The following is a 21,700-nucleotide window of genomic DNA, read 5'->3' on the forward strand; positions in this document are numbered from 1 at the left end:
TTTATCCATTGGCCGGATCGTGCGGTGCCGGTGCTTCGTTCAATCCCCGAGGCGCGACCGGCCACTCCGAACATCGCCGGTGGCAGGCCGAATCCAAGGTGTTCAAATCGGCGGCAGTTCTCAAGTCGAATAAACGTGATCTCATTATGGTTAAGGCGACGTTAAAAGGCGCTTTCCGTCAAAAAGGGACCGGGATGTTTTTGTGGCCCCAAGTCGTATTATAAATCAGCCGAGGGCGTGACCTGTGGGCGCCGCGTCTTTATTGCCCACCAATCCGCTGCGCCTGCATCGCCACGGTGAACGGACACCGGTCAGCGAAAGGCAGCGGTGAAGCTCAAGAGGGGGAATGCAAGCGATGATCATTAAGAACGATACTTCGCTTTTGCCTGCTGCCGGCTTCCACAACTTTGGGTTTATCAATGAAATGCGAGTCAGCAGATACTTCGATGGCAACGGATATCGCCCCTATGATCTGGTTGTATCGCTTAGAGAAGATATGAGCTCATCAGCTCGAGTAGCAATATTGTCCTGCTATGGCGTTTTCGATATGAATGTTTCAATGTCCGATGGGCTCCTTAAATCAGTGATATCGATCGTTGAGGTTTCTCATCATCAAATCGAGACCGCAAATTTTAGAGTTTTCGACGAAGAAGAGTCTGCGTTGAGGTTCTATTGCAAAGAGTTTCTGTTGGAGATTTGAATTCAAGATATAGGCGCGGTTGCTTCATTGTTGATCTTGGTTTTCGCATGGACATTTTCCAGCGGCGGCAACGAGAAAAATCTTATAGAGCGACGGTTCGGGCCGAAGACGCGAGAGGAAGCCAGCATGTCCGAGTTGCCGCGCCGAGATGCTCCGACCGGCTCCGTTGCCGACGCAGCGCCGGGAAACTGGGTGGATCGGCTGCTGCCACAGGCACTTAGGCCCTATGCCCAGCTCGCGCGGTTCGATCGGCCGATCGGCTGGTGGCTGCTGATGTGGCCGTGCTGGTGGGCGGCGGCGCTGGTTGCGATCGCCGCCGGGCGGCCGGGTCCGGACCTCTGGCACCTCGCGCTGTTCTTCGTCGGGGCGGTGGTGATGCGCGGGGCGGGCTGCACCTGGAACGACATCACCGACCGGGACATCGACGCGCAGGTGGCGCGGACGCGCTCGCGGCCGATTCCGGCAGGAAGGGTCAGCGTGCGGCAGGCGCTGGTGTTCATGGCGCTGCAGGCGCTGGTCGGGCTCGCCGTGCTGCTGCAGTTCAATCTTTTCACGATCGGCCTCGGCCTCGCCTCGGTCGGCGTGGTGGCGATCTATCCGTTCATGAAGCGAATCACCGGCCACCCGCAGATCGTGCTCGGCCTCGCCTTCTCCTGGGGCGCGCTGGTCGGCTGGTCGGCGGTGGCGGGGCAGGTCGATATCGCGGCCTGGATCCTCTACGCCGGCTGCGTCGCGTGGACGGTCGGCTACGACACGCTCTATGCGCATCAGGACCGCGAGGACGACGCGATGATCGGGCTCGGTTCGACGGCGCTCACCTATGGCGACAAGTCGGCACCCTTCATCGGCGGCTGCTACATCGCGACGACGCTGGCGTTCGCGATCGCGCTCTATTCGGCGGGGGCAGGTGTCTTAGCCTGGGTCGGCCTCGCCGGCTTTGCGATGCACCTCGCCTGGCAGATCGCGCGCTTCGACCATACCGACGGCGCGCTGTGCCTGAAGCTGTTCAAGTCCAACACGCAGGCCGGCTGGATCTTCTTCGCCGGCCTCGTCGCCGACGGGCTGATCGCGGCGGCGATGGCGCCGGCCGCGCCCTGACGAGACCGCTCGGCAGGCGCCATCAGAGATGGCATCATCGCGATGATGGGTCTGATGCAGCGGGGACCGGGATGACCGTCGTGACCGTCGAACTTCGCAATGTCGCCGGAACGGCCGCGGCCGTCGGCTGGGCCGGCGCCCATACGATCGTCGTCGACCGGCCGGAGGGCAGGGCGGGTGGTCTTGGCCTCGGGTTCAATGGGGCCCAGCTGCTGGCGCTGACCATCGGCGGCTGCTTCTGCAACGACCTGCGCTATGTCGCCGAGGCGATGGGGCTGGAGATCACGGCGCTGGCCGTCACGGTGAACGTCGAACTCGGCGGCGAGCCGCTGCTCGCGACCGCCGCCACGATGACGGTCGACTGCAGCCTGGCGGACGGGTCGGACCCGGAGCCGGTGATCGACCGCGCCCGGGCGAGTTGCATGGTCTCAAATTCGTTGCGGCGCGGCGTTCCGGTCGCGATTCTTTCGGCGGGCGCGCCGGGTTAAGGCCGGCGGCGCCCGGTTTCAGTTGCGGGCGATGATCTCGGTGCCCTCGATGACGGGCATCGGCCGCGAATGGCCGGGCTTGCGCCGGGCGAGGAAGCGCGGGCGGCGGTTCTGCAGGGCGGCGCGGCGGCGGCGCGGCTTGGGCGCCTCGATCCGCACCTTGGCCTCACCGCCGACCACGCGGTTCTGGCCGTCGGTCTCGGTGAGCAGCATCGGCAGGCCGAGGATGCTCGACCAGCTTTCCCAGTCGAGCGCGGCCTCTTCCATGTCGCGCGTCACCATCAGCGGCAGGGTCAGGTCTGGGTCGCGGTGGGTCAGTTCCACGTGGGCGACGAGGCCGTCCACGCCTTCCGGCTCGATGCGCACCGAAATGCCCTCGAAAGCCGAAATCGGCAGGGACAGCGTCAGCGGCAGACCGGACAGCCGGCGCTTCACCACGACGCCGCGCCGGTCGAGGTAGACCGCCGCGTCGCTGCCGCCCGCCGGCATCGTGAACCGGGCGGGCAGGGCCTGGGGATCGAGGCGCTGGGCGCGCACGGCGTAGGCAGTTGCGGCTCCCGTCATCGTCATCTCTCTTCGTCTCTCGCCTGTCAGCAGTGTCCGAAGGATCCGTTGCTCTGGGTCTGGCGCCCGAAGATCCGTTCGTGACAACAACACCCTAGCGGTGCCTCCCCCACGATCGGCTTAAGGATCGTCGTTAAATTTCTCTGATCTCTGAGAGGGTTAGCAGAACGTCACCGGGCTGCTCGCCCGGGATCCGGCTCTAGCCTCGGCGCGGTGCAGGCGAGTTCCGCTTTGCCGTGAAATGCTTTAGAAGCGCTCTGACACGATGAGGCTGGCGCCGGCGCATTCCCGCAGGGCCGGAACCGCCGCGACGCCCGCGGCATCTGGGAACGGATATGGACGAACTTCTCGACGTCGGCGCACTGGAAGCCCAGGCGCAACGTCTCGTCACCGCGGCGCTCGCCGCCGGCGCCGACGCTGCCGACGCCGTCGCGGTGCGGGGCTTCTCGCAGTCGGTCGACGTCCGCCTCGGCGCGCTCGAGGATTCGACGCGCTCGGAGGGCGACGACTTCGGCCTGCGCGTCTTCATCGGCGACCGCAGCGCCCATGTGTCGGCCAACACCCTCGCCGGGCTCGACCGCATCGCGGAACGGGCCGTGGCGATGGCGAAGGTGGCGCCGAGCGATCCCTACGCCGGCCTCGCCGACCCCTCGCTGTTTGCGACCGCCCCGGCCGACCTCGATCTCTTCGACGGCGTCCAGATCGACGCCGAGGCCCTGCGCGCGGATGCGGCCGCCACCGAGGCGGCGGCGCTCGCCGTGCCCGGCGTCGCCAACTCCGGCGGCGCCAGCGCCTACTGGAGCTGGGCCGGCGTCGCGCTCGCCACCTCCGGCGGCTTCTCGGGCGGCTACCGGGTGTCGCGCCACGGCCGCTCGGTTTCGGTGATCGCCGGCGAGGGCACGGCGATGGAGCGCGACTGGGACGCCTCGGGCCGCAACCACCGCGCCGACCTCGAGGGTGCCGACGCCATCGGCCGCAGCGCCGGCGAGCGGGCCGTGCGCCGGCTCGGCAGCCGCCGCGTCGCGACCTGCACGGCGACCGTGGTGTTCGATCCGCGCGTCGCCTCCGGGCTGCTCGGGGCGTTGGCGGGCGCGATCAACGGCGCGTCGATCGCGCGGCGCACCAGCTTCCTGAAAGAAAAGCTCGGCCAGCGCGTGTTCGCGCCGGGCATCCGCATCACCGACGATCCGCGCCGGCCGCGCGGCCCCGGCTCGCGCCCCTTCGACGGCGAAGGCATCGCCGGGGCGCCGATCGACATCGTCGACGACGGAATTCTCACCACCTGGCTGCTCGACAGCGCCACGGCGCGCGAACTCGGCCTCGCCAGCAACGGCCGCGCCGCGCGTGGCACCGGCTCGCCGTCGCCGTCGTCGACCAACCTCTTGCTGCACCCGGGCTCCGTATCGCCGGCCGAACTGATCCGCGACGTCGGCACCGGCTTCTACGTCACCGAGTTCATCGGCCACGGCGTCAACGGCATCACCGGCGATTACAGCCGCGGCGCCTCGGGCTTCTGGATCGAGAACGGCGAGATCGCCTGGCCGGTGTCGGAAGTCACCGTCGCCGGCAACCTCGTCGACATGTTCGCGCGGGTGGTGCCGGCGAACGACCTCGTCTTCCGCACCGCGCATGTCGCGCCGACGCTCGCCATCGAGGGCCTCACCATTGCCGGCAGCTGAGGCGACCAGCGCGATCGACGACCTCGAGCTCGTCGCCGCCGCGGCGCGGGCGGGCGGGGCGTTGGCGCTCGAGTTCTTCGGCCGCGATCCCGAGGTCTGGAGCAAGAGCAACAACTCGCCGGTCAGCGCCGCCGACCTCGCCGTCGACAAGTTCCTGTTCGAGCGGCTGCGCACGGCGCGGCCGGATTACGGCTGGCTCTCCGAGGAGACCGAGGACGACGCCGAGCGGCTCGGCCGCCGCCGCGTCTTCGTGGTCGATCCGATCGACGGCACGCGCGGCTTCCTCGCCGGCAGCGACGAGTGGACGATCTCCATCGCGGTGGTCGAGGACGGCCGTCCCGTGGCGGGCGCGCTCTACCGGCCGGTCACGGGCGCGCTCTATACCGCGAGCCTCGGCGGCGGGGCGCGCAGGAACGGCCGGCTGATCCAGGTGACGGCGCGCGAGACGCTGGCGGGGGCCACGATCGCCGGGCCGCCGGTGATGCTGCACAAGATCCGCGCCCATGTCGCGGCGATGGGCGAGCAGATGGTGGAGGCGGGCTACATCGCCTCGCTCGCGCTGCGTGTCGCGCTCGTCGCCGACGGCGCGCTCGATCTTGCCGTGGCGCGCAAGAACTCGCACGACTGGGATCTCGCCGCGGCCGACCTCATCCTCGCCGAGGCGGGGGGCCGGCTGATCGGTTCCGACGGCGAGGAACTCGGCTACAATCGGCCGAAGCCCGTGCAGCCCGCGCTGATCGCCGCGCCGCCGGCGGTCGCTGCGTTGATTTGGCCGCTTGTGCGGCGCGAGGCGGAAAGCCACGAGTCGTCGGGCGACCGCGCCCCGCGCGCCCACTGATCCTTCCATCCGCATCCCGAGGGGATAGACCGACCGATGAGCCAGACGCCTTCCGACAAGCAACTGCTCCACCTCGTGTTCGGCGGCGAACTGACGTCGCTCGACGGCGTCACCTTCGCCGACCTGTCGCAGCTCGACATCGTCGGCATCTACCCGAACTACGCCGCCGCCTTCGACGCGTGGCGGGCGAAGGCGCAGGCGACGGTGGACAGCGCCCAGACGCGCTACTTCATCGTGCACCTGCACCGGCTGCTCGAGCCCAACGCCGCCTGAGCCCGCGCCGGCGCGATCTTTGAGGTGACGCGGCGGCCGCTTCTGCGCTAGACCGACGCGCGTGAGCGGCCGTCTTTCCGGACATGCCGGCCGACCCAACAGGACGAAGCTTGGCATGGTGGTGACCGACACCCGTCAGGACGGCGCGCCGCGCGCGGCCTGGCAGGAGATGGCCGACGGCGGCGATGGCTGGCCGATCATTCGCCGCATCGCGCGCAACCACGTCGCGCCGCGCTGGAAGCAGCTCGCCGTGGCGATGGTGGCAATGGCCTTCGTCGCGGTCACGACCGGCGCGCTGCCGTTCCTGCTGCAGATCGCCGCCGACCGCATCTTCATCGGCAAGGAAACGGCGGTGCTGTGGACGCTGCCCGGCGTCATCATCGCCGTGATGGCGCTGCGCTCGTTTGCCGAATATTTCGGCCGCCTGACGGAAGCCTCGATCGGCAACGGTATCGTCTCCGACCTCCGCAAGCTGCTGTTCGAAAAGCTCGTTTCCGCCGACCTCGGCTTCCTGCAGCGCACCCATTCGGCCGCCTTCGTCTCGGTGTTCGCCAACGACACCCAGATCGTCAACAACGCCGCCGCGCAGACGCTGACCTCGATCGCCAAGAACCTGCTGCAGTCGATCGCGCTCGCCGTCGCCATGCTGGTGATGGACCCGGTGCTGGGGCTGATCGTGCTGGCGGCGGTGCCGCTCGCCGTGGTGCTGATCGGGCGGCAGCGCAAGCAGATGCGCTCGTCGGTGCACCGGACGCTGCGCGGCGCCGGCGATCTCTCCTCGCTGGTCTCGCAGACCCTGACCGGCATCCGCGTCGTCAAGGCCTACGGCCAGGAAGCGGCGGAGGCGGCGCGCGCGGGCACCGTGATCGACCGCACGCTCGCGGCGATCCTGCAGACCGCGAAGTCGCGGGCGGTGAGCGGCCCCGTCACGGAGGGCCTGTCGGGCATCGGCTTCGCCGCGGCGATCTTCTACGGCGGCTGGCAGGGCATCTACGGCAACCTGACGCTCGGCGAGTTCATGGGCTTCATGGCCGCGGCGCTGCTGGTGTACCAGCCGCTGAAGGCGCTCGCCTCGCTGCAGAACGTGCTGCTCGAGGGCCTGATCGCGGCGCGGCGCGTGTTCTCGATCCTCGACGAGCCGGCGCGGATCACCGAGGTGGCCGGCGCCCGGCCGCTGGCGGTTTCCGCCGGCAACATCCGCTTCGAGGACGTCGTGTTCGCCTACGAGCCCGGCCGGCCGGTGATCGACGGTGTCACCATCGACATCCCGGCAGGGTGCAAGGTGGCGCTGGTCGGGCCCTCGGGCTCGGGCAAGTCGACCTTCCTCAACCTCGTGCTGCGCTTCTACGATCCGGATTCCGGCCGCATCACCATCGACGGCCAGGACGTGCGCACGGCGACGATCAGCAGCGTCCGCCGCGCCTCGGCGCTGCTCACCCAGGACCCGGTGCTGTTCGACGACACCATCCGCGCCAACATCGCCTACGGTGCCCCGGAGGCCGACGACGCGGCGGTGGTGGCGGCCGCGCAGGCGGCGAACGCTGAGGAATTCATCACCCCGCTGCCCCAGGGCTATGCGACGCGTGTCGGCGAAGCGGGGGGCCTGCTTTCCGGCGGGCAGAAGCAGCGGATCGCCTTTGCCCGCGCCATGCTGCGCGGCGCGCCGATCCTGCTGCTCGACGAGCCGACCAGCGCGCTCGACGCGACCTCGGAGGCGAAGGTGCAGGAGACGCTCGACACCATGTTCGAGGGGCGGACCGTGCTGATGATCGCGCACCGGCTGTCGACGGTGAAGCGCGCCGACATGATCCTCGTCTTCGACCGCGGCCGCATCGTCGAGACGGGGACGCACGACAGCCTCGTCGCCGCCGGCGGGCTGTACGACCGTCTGCACCGCACCCAGCTCGCCGGCGGCGAGCCGGCGGCGAACTGAGGGCATGCCATGGATCTCGGCCGCCGGCTGCTGCGCTCACCCACCGTCCAGCGGGTGCTCGGCCGCACGCTCGCCGGCTATCTGAAGCTCGTCCACCGCACCAGCCGCATCGTGCACCAGGATCCGCTGATCCGCGACTTCGCGGTGCCGAACAAGCCGGTGATCGTCGCGCTGTGGCACGGCCAGCACCTGATGGTGCCGCTGGTGCGCCCGCCCGAGATGCCCTTCGCCGTGCTGCTCGCCCGGCACGCTGACGCGGAAGTGAACGCGATCGCCATCAGCCGGCTCGGCCTCGGCACGGTCCGTGCGTCCGGAGCGCACCGCAGCAAGGACGTGCGCCGCAAGGGCGGCGCGGCCGGGTTCCTCGAGATGCTGTCGGCGCTGGGCGAGGGGATTTCGATGGCATTGACGGCGGACGTGCCGCGGGGACCGGCGAAGCAGGCCGGGCGCGGGATCATCCTGCTCGCGCAGCATTCGGGGCGGCCGATCCTGCCGCTCGCCTATGCCTCCAGCCGGCGCCTCGACGTTTCGAGCTGGGACAGCGCCTCGGTCAACCTGCCGTTCAGCCGCGCCGCCATCGTCTGCGGCGAACCGATCCTGGTGCCGAAGGACAGTTCTGACATGGCGATCGAGGCGCTGCGGCGCCGGCTGACCGCGAGCCTCGACGCGGCGACGGCGAAGGCCTACGCCATCGTCGACGGCACGACGCAGGCGAACTGACATGCAGGACGGCGCCGACCATCTGATTGCCGCATACGCGCATGCGACGGGGCTCGCGCGGCCGCTGGCGCACGGCCTCGTCGCCGTGCGCCGCCGCCGCGGCAAGGAGCACGCCGAGCGCTGGCGCGAACGCTTCGGCGAGCCGAGCCTGCCGGCCTCGGCGGCGCCGACGGTCTGGGTGCATGCGGCGAGCGTCGGCGAGACGATCGCGGTGATGCCGCTCATTTACCGGATCGCGGCGACGGGCCTTGCCGTGGTGCTGACGACGGTGACGCTGACCTCGGCGCAGCTCGTCGCGGGGCGGCTGCCGCCCGGGGCGGTGCACCAGTTCGTGCCGCTCGACGTGCTGCCCTACGTGCGGCGCTTCCTCGACGCCTGGAATCCGCAGCTGGCGATCTTCGTCGAATCGGAGATCTGGCCGGCGACGATCTATGAACTCGCCGCGCGCAACGTGCCGCTGGTCGTGTGCAATGCACGAATGTCGGAGCGGTCGTTCCGCGGCTGGCAGCGCTGGCCGCGGGTGGCGCAGGCGGTGTTCGGCCGTATCCGGCACTGCCTCGCGCAGTCGGCGGTGGACGGCGAGCGATTCCGGGCGCTCGGCGCGCCGCGGGTGACCAACGTCGGCAACATCAAGTTCGACGCCGTGGTGCCGGAGGCGCCGCCCGCCGCCGCCGCGGCGCTGAAGGCGGCGCTCGCCGGCCGGCCGATGCTGCTCGCCGCCAGCACCCATCCCGGCGAAGACCAGATCGTGATCGACGCCTTCGTCCGCATGCGTCCGTCGCTGCCGGACCTCCTGCTGATGATCGCGCCGCGCCATCCGGTGCGGGCGGGCGAGATCGCCGGGCTCGCCGAGGCCGCGGGCCTCGCGTCGCAGCGCCGCTCGACCGGGGCGCTGCCGCAGCCGGAGGTGCCGGTCTACATCGCCGACACCGTCGGCGAACTCGGCACCCTCTACCGCCTCGCCACCGTCGCCCTGATCGGCGGCACCTTCAGCCCGAAAGTCGGCGGGCACAATCCGATCGAGCCGGGCAAGACCGGCACCGCGATCGTCGCGGGGCCACACGTCAAGAACTTCGAGCAGATCTTCGCCGCGCTGACCGAGGCCGACGCCGTGGCGCGGGTGCGCGACGCCACCGACCTCTACGACGTCGCCGAGCGGCTGATCCGCAACGCGGTGATCCGCAAGCGCCAGACCGACGCGGCGGCCCGCGTGGTCGCGAGCTTCGCCGGTTCGCTCGCCCGCACCCAGGCCGCGATCGACCCGCTGGTCGATCCACTGGTGGTGGCGGCGCGGCTTGCGTCAAGGCGCTGAGGATGCCGTCGGCGCCGGCCTTCTGGTGGCGTCCGCCCGGCCTTGCCGCGGCGCTGCTGGCGCCCGTGGCCACGGTCTGGGGCACGGTCGCGGCGCGGCGGATGCGGCGCGGCGGTGCGGTGGCGCCGGTGCCGGTGGTCTGCATCGGCAATTTCGTGGTCGGCGGCGCCGGCAAGACGCCGACCGCGCTCAGCGTCGCGGCGCTGGCGGCCGCACGCGGCCATCGGCCGGTGTTTCTGACGCGCGGCTACGGCGGCCGGCTCGCCGGGCCGGTGCTGGTCGGCGCGGAGCATGGACCGGCGGAGGTTGGCGACGAGGCGCTGCTGCTGGCGCGGGCCGCGCCCACCGTGGTCGCGCGCGACCGCGCCGGCGCCCTGCCGTTGCTGGGACAGCTGAAGCCGAGCCTCGTCGTCATGGACGACGGCTTCCAGAACCCGGCGATCGAGAAGACGCTGTCGCTGGTCGTGGTCGATGCGGGGCAGGGGGTCGGCAACGGGCGCGTGATGCCCGCCGGGCCGCTCCGGGCGCCGCTCGGCGTGCAACTCGCCCATGCCGACGCGCTGGTGCTGGTCGGCGCGGCATCGGCGGACGGGGCGGCGGTGGCGGCGCTGGCGCAGGCCGAGGGCGTGCCGGTGTTCGGGGCGCGGCTGGTGGCGCGGGCGCCGGAGGCGCTGCGCGGCCGTCCGCTGCTCGCCTTCGCCGGCATCGGCCGCCCGGAAAAATTCTTCGACCAGCTCCGCCGCGAGGGGCTCGACGTGCGGCGCACGGAAGCCTTCGCGGATCACCGTCCCTACGGCGAAGCGGACGCGGCGCGGCTGCTCGCGGATGCTGCGGCCGAGGGGCTCGATCTGGTGACGACGGAGAAGGATCTCGCGCGGCTCGCCGGGGCGGACGGCGCGCGGGGAGGTCTCAGGGACGCGTCGGCGGTGCTCGCCGTCGATCTGGTGTTCGATGCACCGGACGCCGTGGCGGCGCTGCTCCCGCCGGTGGCCTAACGGATCAGCGCCGTCCGGTGGCGCGGCGTTCGGCTTCCAGCGAGGCGGCGGCGTCGACGTAGGCCTCCTGCCGGGCGACGCTCCAGTACTTCAGGTCGTGCGGCAGCAGGATGCTCTGGCCGGTGATCGCGCAGCGCACGAAGGAGCCGCTCTTGACGACGCGGTAGTCGCCGTCGAGGTACTCGACGACGGCCTCGCCGCCACGGCCTGGAAAATCGATCCGGTTCATCAAAGATCCTCGCGGCCGTGCGCCTGCTCATGCCCGCCCGCCCGGGGCTGCCCGGGCATCTGCTCCGGCCGATTAATAGGCGAGAATCGCGCCCGTTCAAGCGCGCGTCGCCTCACGTCACCGTGCGGCGGCCGAAACGAGGCACTTACGCCGCCTCGTCGCTGCCGCGGGAGGAGCGCGAGGGCGGTGCCGGCATGTGCAGCAGTTCGAGGCTGCCCTCGGTGTCGCCCTGCGCCTCGAGCGCGAGACGCTCGAGGTCGAGGCGGCGGACGTGCTCCTCGACCTCGCGGACGCGCTCGGCGGGGATGCCGAGCTCGAGCAGGGCGTGGCGGCCGAAGACGAGGCCGGATTCCACCGTCTCGCGGATCTGGAACTCGACGCCGGTGCGGATCAGCTCGGCGGCGTGCAGCCGGTCGCGGGCGCGGCAGAACAGGCGGGCGCCGGGGAAGTCGGCGCGGATGATCTCGATCGACTTGCGCATCGTCGGCTGCGATTCCATGCACAGCGCGATCAGCCGGGCCTCGCCCGCACCCGCCGCGCGCAGCACGTCGGCGCGGGTGGCGTCGCCGTAGTAGACCTTGACGCCGATCTTCGCCGCCTCGCGGATGCGCTGCGGCGAGTTGTCGATCGCGGTGATGCCGATGCCCTCGGCCTCCAGCATCTGCGCCACCATGCGGCCGAAGCGGCCGAAGCCGATGATCAGCACGTTGGCGCGGGTCTCCTCGAAGCTCTCGAAGGCGGTGGCGGCGACGCCGCGTTCGCGCAGCTCGGCGATCACCCGGTCGAAGGCGGCGGTGATCACGGGGGTCAGCGCCATGGTCACGATCACCACCGCCGACAGGATGCTGGCGAGCTGCTGGGTGAACAGGCCACCGGCCACGGCGGCGGCAAACAGCACGAAGGCGAACTCGCCGCCCTGTGGCAGCGTCGCGGAAATCAGCAGCGCATCGGCGTTGCCGGACCCAAAAAGGCGCGAGGCGCCGTAGAGGATCAGGCCCTTGATGGCGAGGGTGGCGAGGGCGAAGCCGAGCACGATGTGCCAGGAATCGATCAGCACCGCGATATTGAGCGTCATGCCGACGCTCATGAAGAAGAGGCCGAGCAGCAGGCCGCGGAACGGTTCGAGATCGGCCTCCAGGGTGTGGCGGAAGTTCGATTCCGACAAGAGCACCCCGGCGAGGAAGGCGCCGAGCGCCATCGAGATGCCGACCGACTGCATCACCCCCGCCGCGCCCAGCACCACGAGCAGCCCGGCGGCCGTCATGATCTCGCGGGCATGCGCCCCGGCGAGAATGCGGAACACCGGATTGAGCAGGAAGCGCCCGGTGAAGACGACGAGCGCGACCGCGCCGGCGACGGCGGCGACCTCGGTCGCGGCCTCGCCGAGGCTCTGCGGCTGCTCGCCGCCGCGCGCCGCGAGCAGGGAGACGAGGGTCAGCAGCGGCACGATCGCCATGTCCTGCAAGAGCAGGATCGAGAAGGCGCGCCGGCCGAACGGCAGGGTGGAGTGGCCGCGCTCCTGCAGGATCTGCATCGCAAAGGCGGTCGAGGAGAGCGCGAGGCCGGCGCCGGCGACGGTGGCGATGCGGGCATCGAAGCCCGACAGCGCGAACATGCCCGCCAGCGCCGCCGTCGAGGCGACGACCTGCAGCGTGCCGAGGCCGAAGATGTCGCGTCGCATCGACCAGAGCCGCGAGGGCTGCAGTTCGAGCCCGATCAGGAACAGCAGCAGCACCACGCCGAGTTCGGCGACGTGCAGCACGCGTTCGTCGTCGGCGACGAGGGCAAGGCCGGCCGGGCCGATCGCGACGCCGGCGGCGAGGTAGCCGATGACGGAGCCGAGGCCGAGCCGCTTGAACAGCGGCACGGCGACGACCGCCGCCGCGAGATAGGCGAGTGGCTCTGCAAAGGTGAACGCGGCGGCGACGGCCATTCTGGTCCGGGCGAACGGTGTTTCAGCGGAGGGGGCGGCGAGGGCTTCGGGCGAAGCGGTCGCCACCGCAAGGAACTGCCATTACGAGGCATTCTTGCGGCGCGGCCAAGCCAATTCCGCTGAATTTCGACAAATGCCGGCAATCAGCCGCGATCAGTGCCGCCGACGGTCATCGCGTCGATGCGCATGGACGGCTGGCCGACGCCGACCGGCACGCCCTGGCCGGACTTGCCGCAGGTGCCGATGCCGCGGTCGAGGGCGAGGTCGTTGCCGACCATGCGCACGCGCCGCATCGAATCGGGGCCGTTGCCGATCAGCATCGCGCCCTTGATCGGGTAGGCGACCTTGCCGTTCTCGATCCGGTAGGCCTCGGTGAGGTTGAAGACGTACTTGCCCGAGACGATGTCGACCTGGCCGCCGCCCATGCCGACCGCGTAGATGCCGTCTTTCACCGAGGCGAGGATTTCGGCCGGGTCGCTGCTGCCCGACAACATGTAGGTGTTGGTCATCCGCGGCATCGGCACATGGGCATAGGACTGACGCCGGCCGTTGCCGGTCGGGGCGACCCCCATCAGCCGGGCGTTCTGACGGTCCTGCATGTAGCCGACGAGGCGGCCGTTCTCGATCAGCGTGGTCGAGTTCGAAGGCGTGCCCTCGTCGTCGACCGAGATCGAGCCGCGGAGATCCGGCAGCGTGCCGTCGTCGACGATGGTGACGACGTCGGAGGCGACCATCTCGCCCATCAGGCCGGAGAAGGCGGAGGTCTTCTTGCGGTTGAAGTCGCCCTCGAGCCCGTGGCCGACGGCCTCGTGCAGCAGCACGCCGGGCCAGCCGGGACCGAGCACCACGTCGAAGGTGCCGGCGGGGGCGGGGCGGGCGTCGAGGTTGACGAGGGCCTGGCGCAGCGCCTCGGCGACGGCGTGCTGCCAACGCTCCGGCGTGATGAAGGTCTCGTAGCCGAGCCGGCCGCCTTCGCCGTAGCTGCCCGACTCCTGCCGGTCGCCATCGCCGACCACGACGGAGACGTTGAGGCGGACCAGCGGCCGGACGTCGCGGACGCGGCGGCCGTCGGCGCGCAGGATCTCGACGAGCTTCCAGGAGCCGGCCAGCGAGGCCGTCACCTGGCGGACACGCGGGTCGAGAGCGCGGGCGTGAGCGTCGATCTCGGCGAGCAGTGCGGTCTTGTCGCCGAAGGCCGGGCCTTCCAGCGGGTCGACGTCGCCGTAGAGCCGGCGGTTGGTGTCGGCGGGCGCCGCCGCCAGCACGCCGGAGCGGCCTTTGGAGACCGCCGAGACCGCGGCGCCCGCCCGCTTCAGCGCCGCTTCCGAGATGTCGTCGGCATGGGCATAGCCGACCGCCTCGCCGGCGACGGCGCGAAGGCCGAACCCCTGGCTGGTGTCGTAGCTCGCCGTCTTCAGGCGGCCGTTGTCGAAGGCGAGGATCTCGGAGTGCGAATATTCGAGGTAGAGCTCGCCGTCGTCGGCGCCGGTCAGCGCCTCGGCGAGGATCGCGCGCGCCGCCTCCGGATCGAGGCCGGTGGATGCGAAGAGGTCGGCGGGACGGTCGGACATGCGGGCGCCTTCGGCTGCGGGATGAACCCGGTAGATAAGGCAACGCCGCGGCGATTGCACCCGCGGCGCCGGCCCGATGCGGTCGCCGACGTCAGTAGAGCGTTTCCCGGTAGCGCTCCACCATCTCTTCCTGGGTCTCGCACAGGGTGTTGCCGGCGATCTGGTCTTTGAGGATCTGGCCGAGCGAGGGGAAGCTCGCGCGGTCGATCCGGGTGGCGGGATCCCAGAGATGCGAGCGCATCAGCGCCTTGGCGCACTGGTAGTAGGCCTCGACCACGGTGACGACGAGCACGGTCTTCGGCGGCTTGCCGTCGGCCACGCAGCGGGCGAGCAACTCGGCATCGTCGCGGATCTCGGCGGTGCCGTGCACGCGCAGCGTCTCGTCGATGCCCGGAACCAGGAAGAGCAGGCCGACGCCGGGATTGGCGAAGACGTTGGCGAGGTTGTCGAGCCGGTTGTTGCCGAGCCGGTCGGGCAAGAGCAGCGTCTTGTCGTCGAGCACGGCGATGAAGCCCGGCGCGTCGCCGCGCGGGGTGATGTCCGGCAGGCCGTCGCCGCCCGTGGTCGAGAGGACGACGAAGGGAGAAAGGGCGATGAAGTTGCGGCAGTGCACGTCGAGCCGGTCGAGCTGCTTCTTCAGCGACCGCTCGCCGGGCTGGCCATAGAGCGCGCGCAGCGACGCCTCGTCGGAAATGCGGGCCATGTGAATCTCCTCGCGCCGCGTCAGGGCAGGGCGGCGACGCCCTCGCGGAAGCCGTTGAGGGAGATCGGGATGCCGATGCCTTCCTCGGGCGTCTGGAAGATGATGAAGGTGGCGGCGCCGCCGTTCTCCATCTGCCGGATCAGGTCGGCCTCCATCACCACCTCGGCGAAGCAGCCGTTGGCGAGGCAGCGCACGAAGCCGGCGCGGCCGATGTCCTTGTCGTCGATGCGAAGGCCGAGGCCGGAGGGCAGCAGCACGCCGAGCGGCGCGAGCACGCGCAGGATGCGGGCCTGCTTGTCGGCGGTCTTCACGACGATCACCGACAGGCCGACGTTGTCGCGGTCCTCGGCGGTGACGTTCTGGATCAGCGCACACTGTTCCTCGCGCGCGCCGGGCGGCTGGTCACAGCGGATCTGCCAGTCTTCGAAAGTGGTCTTCACCTCGCCCTGCGCCCTCGCCCCCGCCGGGCTGAGCGCCGCGACGAGAAGCACGGCGGCCGCGACGGTGCGCCGCAGGGCAGTGGAGGTCTGAAAAGGCTGCATCTGGTTTTCCACGTGCTGTCCGGCGTGGCGGCCGTCGCCGCCGTGCCCTGCCGAAGCTCTTCAGGCGCCCGAATCCGTAGGATTGCGTAGCGGCGCAGGAAGTGGCGCGCGCCGACGAATCGCCGAACCCGTTCCTCAGGCAAAACCTATACTGCGCCGCGGCCTTTGCCAAAGGCCGCGCTGCGGGCGACCAGAAGCCGCGCGCGCAAATCCGCCGCAATTTCCGCCCGCTTCTGCCATTGCGACGTTTGGGGCCTTGTGCTTTTTGTCCCGAAAGGTTTGAACGATACCAAACATGCGTCGTCGGTCTGCGCTGGACGAATTGTCCATACTGATCGACATAGCGAAGCGGCCGTCCACGAACCGACCCGGCGCACCAGCCGGCCTTCGTGCAGGCGCCGCATCGACGGACGAGTTGGGCAGATTTGCCAGACGGCATCGTGCATCGCGGCCCCCGGGCCGGCGCCGACGGCCAGATGGGCATTGTTGAGGGGAGCTGTGGACGTGACGACAACCGTTGAACGCCTGAAGGGACTGGTCGCCGCCGCGGCGGCCTTCGCCGGCAGCGCCACCGCCGCTGCCGCGGCACAGCCGACCCCGTGGCAGGCCAGCCTGCAACCGGCCGCGACCGAAGTGATGGCGGACATCGTCTGGTTCGAATCCTTCACCTTCTGGATCGTGACGGTCATCACGCTGTTCGTGCTCGGATTGCTCGTCTACATCTGCGTGCGCTTCAACGAGAAGAACAACCCGGTCCCGTCGCGCACCTCGCACAACACGATGATCGAGATCGTGTGGACGATCGCGCCGGTGCTGATCCTGCTCGTGATCGCCATCCCGTCGTTCCGCCTGCTCTACAAGCAGCTCGTCATCCCGGAAGCCGACATGACCGTGAAGGTCACCGGCTACCAGTGGTACTGGGGCTACGAGTATCCGGACAACGACGGCATCGCCTTCGACGCCTACATGGTCGAAGAGGCCGACATCACCGATCCGGTGCGGCAGCCGCGCCTGCTCGCGACCGACTATCCGGTGGTCGTGCCGGTCGGCAAGACCGTCCGCCTGCAGGTGACCGCCGCCGACGTGATCCACTCGTTCGCGATGCCGGCCTTCGGCGTCAAGATCGACGCGCTGCCCGGACGCCTGAACGAGACCTGGTTCCGCGCCGACGCCCCCGGCGTCTACTTCGGCCAGTGCTCCGAACTCTGCGGCCAGCGCCATGCCTTCATGCCGATCGAGATCCACGCGGTGACCGACGAGCAGTTCGCGCAGTGGGCGACCGCCGCGAAGGACGACATCGACGCCGCCAAGGAACTGCTCGCGGAGCTGACCCGCGAAGACACCGCCACCGACCAGCTCGCCCAGCGCTGAGCGTCGCCACCGAAATGCAGACGACCGGGCACCGTGCGCCGCAAGGCCGGTGATCCGCAGGGGAAAGAGGAGCCTCGCGAATGGCCACCGCGCATGCAGCGGCACACGCCCATCCGACCGGATGGCGGCGCTACGTCTACTCGACCAACCACAAGGACATCGGCGTGATGTACCTGATCTTCGCGATCATCGCGGGGATCATCGGCGGAGCACTCTCCGTCGGCATGCGCATGGAGCTGCAGGAACCGGGGATGCAAATCTTCTCGGATCCGAACGTCTTCAACATGTTCACCACCGCCCACGCGCTGATCATGATCTTCTTCATGGTCATGCCGGCGATGATCGGCGGCTACGCCAACTACTTCGTCCCGATCATGATCGGCGCGCCGGACATGGCGTTCCCGCGCATGAACAACATTTCGTTCTGGCTGCTGCCGCCGGCGCTGATCCTGCTGGTGCTGTCGATGTTTGTCGAAGGCGCTCCGGGCTCGAACGGCGTCTCGGGTGGCTGGACGATCTATCCGCCCTATTCGACGACCGGCCAGCCGGGCCCGGCGATGGATTTCGCGATCCTGTCGCTGCACGTCGCGGGTGCCTCGTCGATCCTCGGCGCGGTCAACTTCATCACCACCATCTTCAACATGCGCGCCCCGGGCATGACGCTGCACAAGATGCCGCTGTTCGCTTGGTCGGTGCTGATCACGGCGTTCCTGCTGCTGTTGTCGCTGCCGGTTCTCGCCGGCGCGATCACCATGCTGCTGACCGACCGCAACTTCGGCACCACCTTCTTCACCCCCGAAGGCGGCGGCGACCCGATCCTGTTCCAGCACCTGTTCTGGTTCTTCGGCCACCCCGAGGTGTACATCCTGATCCTGCCGGGCTTCGGCATCATCAGCCACATCATCTCGACCTTCTCGAAGAAGCCGGTGTTCGGCTACCTCGGCATGGCCTACGCCATGGTGGCGATCGGCGCGGTCGGCTTCATCGTGTGGGCGCACCACATGTACACCGTCGGCCTCAGCGTCGACACGCAGGCCTACTTCGTCGCGGCGACCATGGTCATCGCGGTGCCGACGGGCGTGAAGATCTTCTCCTGGATCGCGACGATGTGGGGCGGCTCGATCGACTTCCGCACCCCGATGATCTGGGCGATCGGCTTCATCTTCCTGTTCACCGTCGGCGGCGTCACGGGCGTCCAGCTCGCCAACGCCGGCCTCGACCGCGCGTTGCACGACACCTACTACGTGGTGGCCCACTTCCACTACGTGCTGTCGCTCGGCGCCGTGTTCGCCATCTTCGCGGCCTGGTACTACTGGTTCCCGAAGATGTTCGGGTACATGTACAACGAGACGCTCGGCAAGCTGCACTTCTGGGTCACCTTCATCGGCGTGAACCTCGTGTTCTTCCCGCAGCACTTCCTCGGCCTCGCCGGCATGCCGCGCCGCTACGTCGACTATCCGGACGCCTATGCCGGCTGGAACTTCGTCTCGTCGATCGGCTCCTACATCTCGGCCTTCGGCGTGGTGATCTTCATCTACTCCGTGATCGAGGCCTTCGCGAAGAAGCGCATCGCCGGGGACAACCCCTGGGGCGCGGGTGCCACGACGCTGGAGTGGACGCTGTCCTCGCCGCCGCCGTTCCACCAGTTCGAGAAGCTGCCGCGCATCAAGGGCGACGTGCACTGATCGCAAATCCCCCGCCGGGCCGTCGCGGCCCGGCGCCGGGGTGACGACAAGGGGTCCGCCCACGGCGGGCCCTCTCGCTTGCGGGACACGGCCCCGCTGATCGGGCCGGACCGTGCGGGGGTGATCTTCTCCCCGCTGTGACTTGATCGATGCCAGGCGTCTCCGCCGGCATCCGTTTCTGGGTAGGGTGCCATGTCACTGGTCGACGAGCGCTCCGCATCCGTCGCCACGAGCGACTGGAGCGGCGGTGCTTCCGTTCCGGACTTCTTCGAGCTCCTGAAGCCGCGCGTGATGTCGCTGGTGATCTTCACCGCGCTCGTCGGCATGGTGCTGGCGCCGGGCAGCATCCATCCGCTGATCGGGGCGGTGGCGCTGCTCGCCATCGCGGTCGGCGCCGGCGCCTCGGGCGCCCTCAACATGTGGTACGACGCGGACATCGACCGCGTGATGCTGCGCACCGCGGGCCGGCCGGTGCCGTCGGGGCGGATCGAGCCCGGCGAGGCGCTGTCGTTCGGCCTGGTGCTGTCGTTCCTCTCCGTCTTCACGCTCGGCGTCGCCGTCGACTGGTTCGCCGCGGGGCTGCTCGCCTTCACGATCTTCTTCTATGCCGTGATCTACACGATGTGGCTGAAGCGCTCGACGCCGCAGAACATCGTGATCGGCGGCGCCGCCGGCGCCTTCCCGCCGATGATCGGCTGGGCCGCGGTGACGGGCTCGGTGTCGCTCGAGAGCCTCGTGCTGTTCCTCATCATCTTCTTCTGGACGCCGCCGCACTTCTGGGCGCTGGCGCTGGTGAAGTCGGACGATTACGCCCGGGCCGGCATTCCGATGATGCCGGTGGTCGCGGGTGCGCCGTCGACGCGGCGGCAGATCGTGCTCTACTCGCTGGTGCTGCTGCCGCTCGGCCTCGCGCCGTGGTGGATCGGTTTCGGGGGGGCGGCCTATGGTGTCGCCGCGCTGGTGCTCGGCCTGATCTTCGTCGCGCTCGCGGTCGACATCCTGCGCGCCGGCGACGGGCCGCGCGCCCGCAAGGCGTCGATGCGGCTGTTCCTGTTTTCGATCTTCCATCTCTTCGCGCTGTTCGCCGTGCTGCTGTTCGAGCGGCTGACGGCAATGGCGATCCAGGTGTTCGCATGAGGCAGGTCATGGAAGACGATTCGATCGAGCTCACGCCGGAGCAGAAGCGCCGGCGCCGCGGCCGCAACATTGCGATCGCCGTCACGCTGTTCGGCCTCGTCGTGCTGTTCTATCTGGTGACGGTCGTGAAACTCGGCATCAACGTGATGAACCGGCCGCTCTGAGCGGCCGAAGACCGACGGGAAGAGACGAGGGCAGGGCATGCAGGAGCGGGACGACGAGATGAACAGGACGGCGCCGCGCAATGTCGCGGTCGCACTCGCCTGCGTCGCCTTCGTCGGGGCGATGGTCGGCGCCGCCTATGCGGCGGTGCCGCTCTACCAGCTGTTCTGCCAGGTCACCGGCTACGGCGGCACCACCCAGCGCGCCGAGGCACCGTCGGGCACCGTGGTCGACGTGCCGGTCACGGTGCGGTTCGACGCCAATGTCGGCCGCAAGCTGCCGTGGGCCTTCGCGCCCGACCAGCGCCAGATCACGCTGAAGCTCGGCGAGATGCAGACCGTCTTCTACAAGGCGCGCAACACCGCCGACGTGCCGACGACCGCGTCGGCGACGTTCAACGTGACGCCGCCGCAGGCCGGGGCCTATTTTTCCAAGATCGCCTGCTTCTGCTTCACCGAGCAGACGCTGCAGCCGGGCGAGGAGCTGGAAATGGGCGTGACCTTCTACGTCGATCCGGCGATGCTCGACGACGTGGATGCCGCATCGATCCGGACGATCACGCTATCCTATACTTTCTATCCGGTGGCGGGGACGGTTGCGCCGCTCGCGGCGGCGACCGGCAGCGAGACGGCGAAGCCGCTCTGAGGTCGGCGCGGCCGACGGCCGCGTGGGGGACAACGGGCTTCGGCCCGCACTGAAGGAACGTCGAGGCCGCCGGCGCGGATCTTTGCCCGGCAGTTTCGAAAGGTTGGACTTGATTCCGTGGACCGCCGCCGGCATGCCGGCAGGGAGCGGCCCGATACGGGGGAGCAGGACGCATGGCAGGCGCACACCAGACCGATCACGAATACCATCTCGTCGACCCGAGCCCCTGGCCGGCGCTCGCGTCGCTCGGCGCCTTCATCATGGCGATCGGCGCGATCGGCCTGATGAAGTGGAACTCCGGTAGCGACCTGATCCTGTTCGGGATCAATCTCGCGACGCCGTGGCTGTTCTTCGTCGGCCTCATCATCGTGCTCTACACGATGTTCGTCTGGTGGCGCGACACCATCAAGGAGGCCCATGCCGGCTTCCATACGCGCGTCGTGTCGCTGCACCTGCGCTACGGCATGATCCTGTTCATCGCCTCCGAGGTGATGTTCTTCGTCGCCTGGTTCTGGGCCTATTTCGACGTCAGCCTGTATCCGAACGAGGCGCACCAGGTGCTGCGCGCCGAGCACACCGGCGGCGTCTGGCCGCCGGCCGGCGTCGAAACGTTCGACCCGTGGCACCTGCCGCTGTTCAACACCATCATCCTGCTGACCTCGGGCACGACGGTCACCTGGGCGCATCACGCGCTGCTGCACAACGATCGCAAGGGCCTGGTCGCCGGCCTCGCGCTGACCGTGGCGCTCGGCCTGCTGTTCTCCTACGTGCAGGCGGTGGAATACAGCCATGCCGCGTTCGAGTTCGGCGGCAATATCTACGGCGCCACCTTCTACATGGCGACCGGCTTCCACGGCTTCCACGTCATCGTCGGCACGATCTTCCTGTTCATCTGCCTGCTCCGGGCGCTGAAGGGGCACTTCACGCCGAAGCAGCACTTCGGCTTCGAGGCCGCGGCCTGGTACTGGCACTTCGTCGACGTGGTGTGGCTGTTCCTGTTCGCCGCGATCTACGTCTGGGGCGCCGGCCCGTCGCACTGATCCGGCGACATGGCGGCCGTCCCGGCCGCCGGGTTTCCTGGAAGGCCCGGCCATCCTAACCGATGGCCGGGCCTTCCGTTTT

At 69.3% G+C, this 21,700-nt stretch carries 22 protein-coding genes; 16 read left to right on the plus strand and 6 right to left on the minus strand.

The features are described from left to right. The first annotated feature begins 346 nt into the window (after positions 1 to 346). From I5731_RS03875 to I5731_RS03885, 3 genes are all read left to right on the plus strand, one after another. The gene (locus I5731_RS03875) at positions 347 to 700 is read left to right on the plus strand and encodes a hypothetical protein (RefSeq protein WP_197310039.1); all 354 of its coding nucleotides are present in this window, start codon (positions 347 to 349) and stop codon (positions 698 to 700) included. 126 nt (positions 701 to 826) lie between these two features. Next, positions 827 to 1,798, plus strand: coding sequence for a 4-hydroxybenzoate octaprenyltransferase (ubiA, locus tag I5731_RS03880; protein ID WP_197310040.1), 972 nt, complete (start codon positions 827 to 829; stop codon positions 1,796 to 1,798). 71 nt (positions 1,799 to 1,869) lie between these two features. Beyond that, entirely contained in the window at positions 1,870 to 2,286 is a 417-nt protein-coding gene (locus I5731_RS03885; RefSeq protein WP_197310041.1) for an OsmC family protein, read from the plus strand. Between the two features lie 18 nt (positions 2,287 to 2,304). Here I5731_RS03885 and I5731_RS03890 read toward each other — a convergent pair whose 3' ends face one another. Further along, the gene (locus I5731_RS03890) at positions 2,305 to 2,850 is read right to left on the minus strand and encodes a DUF6101 family protein (RefSeq protein ID WP_197310042.1); all 546 of its coding nucleotides are present in this window, start codon (positions 2,848 to 2,850) and stop codon (positions 2,305 to 2,307) included. Between the two features lie 335 nt (positions 2,851 to 3,185). Between I5731_RS03890 and I5731_RS03895 the strand changes: the two genes are divergently transcribed. The 7 genes from I5731_RS03895 (at position 3,186) to lpxK (ending at position 10,600) form a co-directional block, all read left to right on the plus strand. Next, a complete protein-coding gene (locus I5731_RS03895) occupies positions 3,186 to 4,529 on the plus strand; it encodes a TldD/PmbA family protein (RefSeq protein ID WP_197310043.1) in 1,344 nt (447 codons plus the stop codon). Next, entirely contained in the window at positions 4,516 to 5,367 is an 852-nt protein-coding gene (locus tag I5731_RS03900) for a 3'(2'),5'-bisphosphate nucleotidase CysQ (RefSeq protein WP_235981502.1), read from the plus strand. The genes I5731_RS03895 and I5731_RS03900 overlap by 14 nt, the downstream gene beginning before the upstream one ends. 36 nt (positions 5,368 to 5,403) lie before the next feature. Continuing rightward, positions 5,404 to 5,640 (plus strand): DUF4170 domain-containing protein, encoded by a 237-nt coding sequence (locus I5731_RS03905; RefSeq protein WP_197310045.1) that lies wholly within the window; start codon positions 5,404 to 5,406, stop codon positions 5,638 to 5,640. Positions 5,641 to 5,755: 115 nt separating this feature from the next. Beyond that, positions 5,756 to 7,573 (plus strand): ABC transporter ATP-binding protein, encoded by a 1,818-nt coding sequence (locus I5731_RS03910; protein ID WP_197310046.1) that lies wholly within the window; start codon positions 5,756 to 5,758, stop codon positions 7,571 to 7,573. 9 nt (positions 7,574 to 7,582) lie between these two features. Further along, on the plus strand, positions 7,583 to 8,293 hold the full coding sequence (locus tag I5731_RS03915; RefSeq protein WP_235981503.1) for a lysophospholipid acyltransferase family protein: 711 nt from the start codon (positions 7,583 to 7,585) through the stop codon (positions 8,291 to 8,293). 1 nt (position 8,294) lies between these two features. Further along, a complete protein-coding gene (locus I5731_RS03920) occupies positions 8,295 to 9,605 on the plus strand; it encodes a 3-deoxy-D-manno-octulosonic acid transferase (RefSeq protein ID WP_197310047.1) in 1,311 nt (436 codons plus the stop codon). A gap of 2 nt (positions 9,606 to 9,607) precedes the next feature. Then, the gene (gene lpxK, locus I5731_RS03925) at positions 9,608 to 10,600 is read left to right on the plus strand and encodes a tetraacyldisaccharide 4'-kinase (RefSeq protein WP_197310048.1); all 993 of its coding nucleotides are present in this window, start codon (positions 9,608 to 9,610) and stop codon (positions 10,598 to 10,600) included. A 4-nt stretch (positions 10,601 to 10,604) separates the two neighbouring features. On the opposite strand, the gene I5731_RS03930 is transcribed toward lpxK, so the two are convergent. The 5 genes from I5731_RS03930 to I5731_RS03950 all read right to left on the minus strand — a co-directional run bounded on the left by I5731_RS03930 (position 10,605) and on the right by I5731_RS03950 (position 15,578). Continuing rightward, positions 10,605 to 10,829: a DUF2093 domain-containing protein gene (locus I5731_RS03930; protein WP_197310049.1), complete on the minus strand. Its 225-nt coding sequence runs from the start codon at positions 10,827 to 10,829 to the stop codon at positions 10,605 to 10,607. Between the two features lie 145 nt (positions 10,830 to 10,974). Then, entirely contained in the window at positions 10,975 to 12,762 is a 1,788-nt protein-coding gene (locus I5731_RS03935; protein WP_197310050.1) for a monovalent cation:proton antiporter-2 (CPA2) family protein, read from the minus strand. 143 nt (positions 12,763 to 12,905) lie between these two features. Then, positions 12,906 to 14,333: a metalloprotease TldD gene (gene tldD, locus I5731_RS03940; RefSeq protein ID WP_197310051.1), complete on the minus strand. Its 1,428-nt coding sequence runs from the start codon at positions 14,331 to 14,333 to the stop codon at positions 12,906 to 12,908. A 91-nt stretch (positions 14,334 to 14,424) separates the two neighbouring features. Then, positions 14,425 to 15,036 (minus strand): pyridoxamine 5'-phosphate oxidase family protein, encoded by a 612-nt coding sequence (locus tag I5731_RS03945; protein ID WP_197310052.1) that lies wholly within the window; start codon positions 15,034 to 15,036, stop codon positions 14,425 to 14,427. 20 nt (positions 15,037 to 15,056) lie between these two features. Continuing rightward, positions 15,057 to 15,578, minus strand: a complete 522-nt coding sequence (locus tag I5731_RS03950; RefSeq protein ID WP_197310053.1) for an invasion associated locus B family protein — start codon at positions 15,576 to 15,578, stop codon at positions 15,057 to 15,059. A gap of 504 nt (positions 15,579 to 16,082) precedes the next feature. Here I5731_RS03950 and coxB point away from each other — a divergent pair. The 6 genes from coxB (at position 16,083) to I5731_RS03980 (ending at position 21,618) form a co-directional block, all read left to right on the plus strand. Next, on the plus strand, positions 16,083 to 16,949 hold the full coding sequence (gene coxB / locus I5731_RS03955) for a cytochrome c oxidase subunit II (protein WP_407941811.1): 867 nt from the start codon (positions 16,083 to 16,085) through the stop codon (positions 16,947 to 16,949). Between the two features lie 80 nt (positions 16,950 to 17,029). Continuing rightward, positions 17,030 to 18,634 carry a cytochrome c oxidase subunit I gene (ctaD, locus tag I5731_RS03960; protein WP_197310054.1) on the plus strand — a complete coding sequence of 535 codons (1,605 nt, stop codon included), beginning with the start codon at positions 17,030 to 17,032 and terminating at the stop codon, positions 18,632 to 18,634. A 192-nt stretch (positions 18,635 to 18,826) separates the two neighbouring features. Further along, positions 18,827 to 19,771 (plus strand): heme o synthase, encoded by a 945-nt coding sequence (locus I5731_RS03965; protein WP_197310055.1) that lies wholly within the window; start codon positions 18,827 to 18,829, stop codon positions 19,769 to 19,771. An 8-nt stretch (positions 19,772 to 19,779) separates the two neighbouring features. Then, positions 19,780 to 19,935: a hypothetical protein gene (locus I5731_RS03970; RefSeq protein WP_197310170.1), complete on the plus strand. Its 156-nt coding sequence runs from the start codon at positions 19,780 to 19,782 to the stop codon at positions 19,933 to 19,935. Positions 19,936 to 19,972: 37 nt separating this feature from the next. Then, the gene (locus tag I5731_RS03975) at positions 19,973 to 20,578 is read left to right on the plus strand and encodes a cytochrome c oxidase assembly protein (RefSeq protein ID WP_197310056.1); all 606 of its coding nucleotides are present in this window, start codon (positions 19,973 to 19,975) and stop codon (positions 20,576 to 20,578) included. Positions 20,579 to 20,751: 173 nt separating this feature from the next. Beyond that, the gene (locus I5731_RS03980; protein WP_197310057.1) at positions 20,752 to 21,618 is read left to right on the plus strand and encodes a cytochrome c oxidase subunit 3; all 867 of its coding nucleotides are present in this window, start codon (positions 20,752 to 20,754) and stop codon (positions 21,616 to 21,618) included. Positions 21,619 to 21,700 lie beyond the last annotated feature (82 nt).

The organism is Methylobrevis albus (assembly GCF_015904235.1).
In the GTDB taxonomy this organism is placed as follows: domain Bacteria; phylum Pseudomonadota; class Alphaproteobacteria; order Rhizobiales; family Pleomorphomonadaceae; genus Methylobrevis_A; species Methylobrevis_A albus.

Excerpts from the sequence above, each read along its gene's own strand:
- I5731_RS03950 (WP_197310053.1), bottom strand. The coding sequence starts at position 15,578 with ATGCAGCCTTTTCAGACCTCCACTGCCCTGCGGCGCACCGTCGCGGCC.
- ubiA (WP_197310040.1), top strand. The coding sequence starts at position 827 with ATGTCCGAGTTGCCGCGCCGAGATGCTCCGACCGGCTCCGTTGCCGAC.
- I5731_RS03895 (WP_197310043.1), top strand. The coding sequence starts at position 3,186 with ATGGACGAACTTCTCGACGTCGGCGCACTGGAAGCCCAGGCGCAACGT.
- lpxK (WP_197310048.1), top strand. The coding sequence starts at position 9,608 with ATGCCGTCGGCGCCGGCCTTCTGGTGGCGTCCGCCCGGCCTTGCCGCG.
- I5731_RS03890 (WP_197310042.1), bottom strand. The coding sequence starts at position 2,850 with ATGACGGGAGCCGCAACTGCCTACGCCGTGCGCGCCCAGCGCCTCGAT.
- I5731_RS03965 (WP_197310055.1), top strand. The coding sequence starts at position 18,827 with ATGTCACTGGTCGACGAGCGCTCCGCATCCGTCGCCACGAGCGACTGG.
- ctaD (WP_197310054.1), top strand. The coding sequence starts at position 17,030 with ATGGCCACCGCGCATGCAGCGGCACACGCCCATCCGACCGGATGGCGG.
- I5731_RS03935 (WP_197310050.1), bottom strand. The coding sequence starts at position 12,762 with ATGGCCGTCGCCGCCGCGTTCACCTTTGCAGAGCCACTCGCCTATCTC.
- I5731_RS03930 (WP_197310049.1), bottom strand. The coding sequence starts at position 10,829 with ATGAACCGGATCGATTTTCCAGGCCGTGGCGGCGAGGCCGTCGTCGAG.
- I5731_RS03970 (WP_197310170.1), top strand. The coding sequence starts at position 19,780 with ATGGAAGACGATTCGATCGAGCTCACGCCGGAGCAGAAGCGCCGGCGC.
- I5731_RS03980 (WP_197310057.1), top strand. The coding sequence starts at position 20,752 with ATGGCAGGCGCACACCAGACCGATCACGAATACCATCTCGTCGACCCG.
- I5731_RS03945 (WP_197310052.1), bottom strand. The coding sequence starts at position 15,036 with ATGGCCCGCATTTCCGACGAGGCGTCGCTGCGCGCGCTCTATGGCCAG.
- I5731_RS03875 (WP_197310039.1), top strand. The coding sequence starts at position 347 with ATGCAAGCGATGATCATTAAGAACGATACTTCGCTTTTGCCTGCTGCC.
- I5731_RS03905 (WP_197310045.1), top strand. The coding sequence starts at position 5,404 with ATGAGCCAGACGCCTTCCGACAAGCAACTGCTCCACCTCGTGTTCGGC.
- I5731_RS03975 (WP_197310056.1), top strand. The coding sequence starts at position 19,973 with ATGCAGGAGCGGGACGACGAGATGAACAGGACGGCGCCGCGCAATGTC.
- I5731_RS03910 (WP_197310046.1), top strand. The coding sequence starts at position 5,756 with ATGGTGGTGACCGACACCCGTCAGGACGGCGCGCCGCGCGCGGCCTGG.
- I5731_RS03915 (WP_235981503.1), top strand. The coding sequence starts at position 7,583 with ATGGATCTCGGCCGCCGGCTGCTGCGCTCACCCACCGTCCAGCGGGTG.
- I5731_RS03920 (WP_197310047.1), top strand. The coding sequence starts at position 8,295 with ATGCAGGACGGCGCCGACCATCTGATTGCCGCATACGCGCATGCGACG.
- I5731_RS03885 (WP_197310041.1), top strand. The coding sequence starts at position 1,870 with ATGACCGTCGTGACCGTCGAACTTCGCAATGTCGCCGGAACGGCCGCG.
- tldD (WP_197310051.1), bottom strand. The coding sequence starts at position 14,333 with ATGTCCGACCGTCCCGCCGACCTCTTCGCATCCACCGGCCTCGATCCG.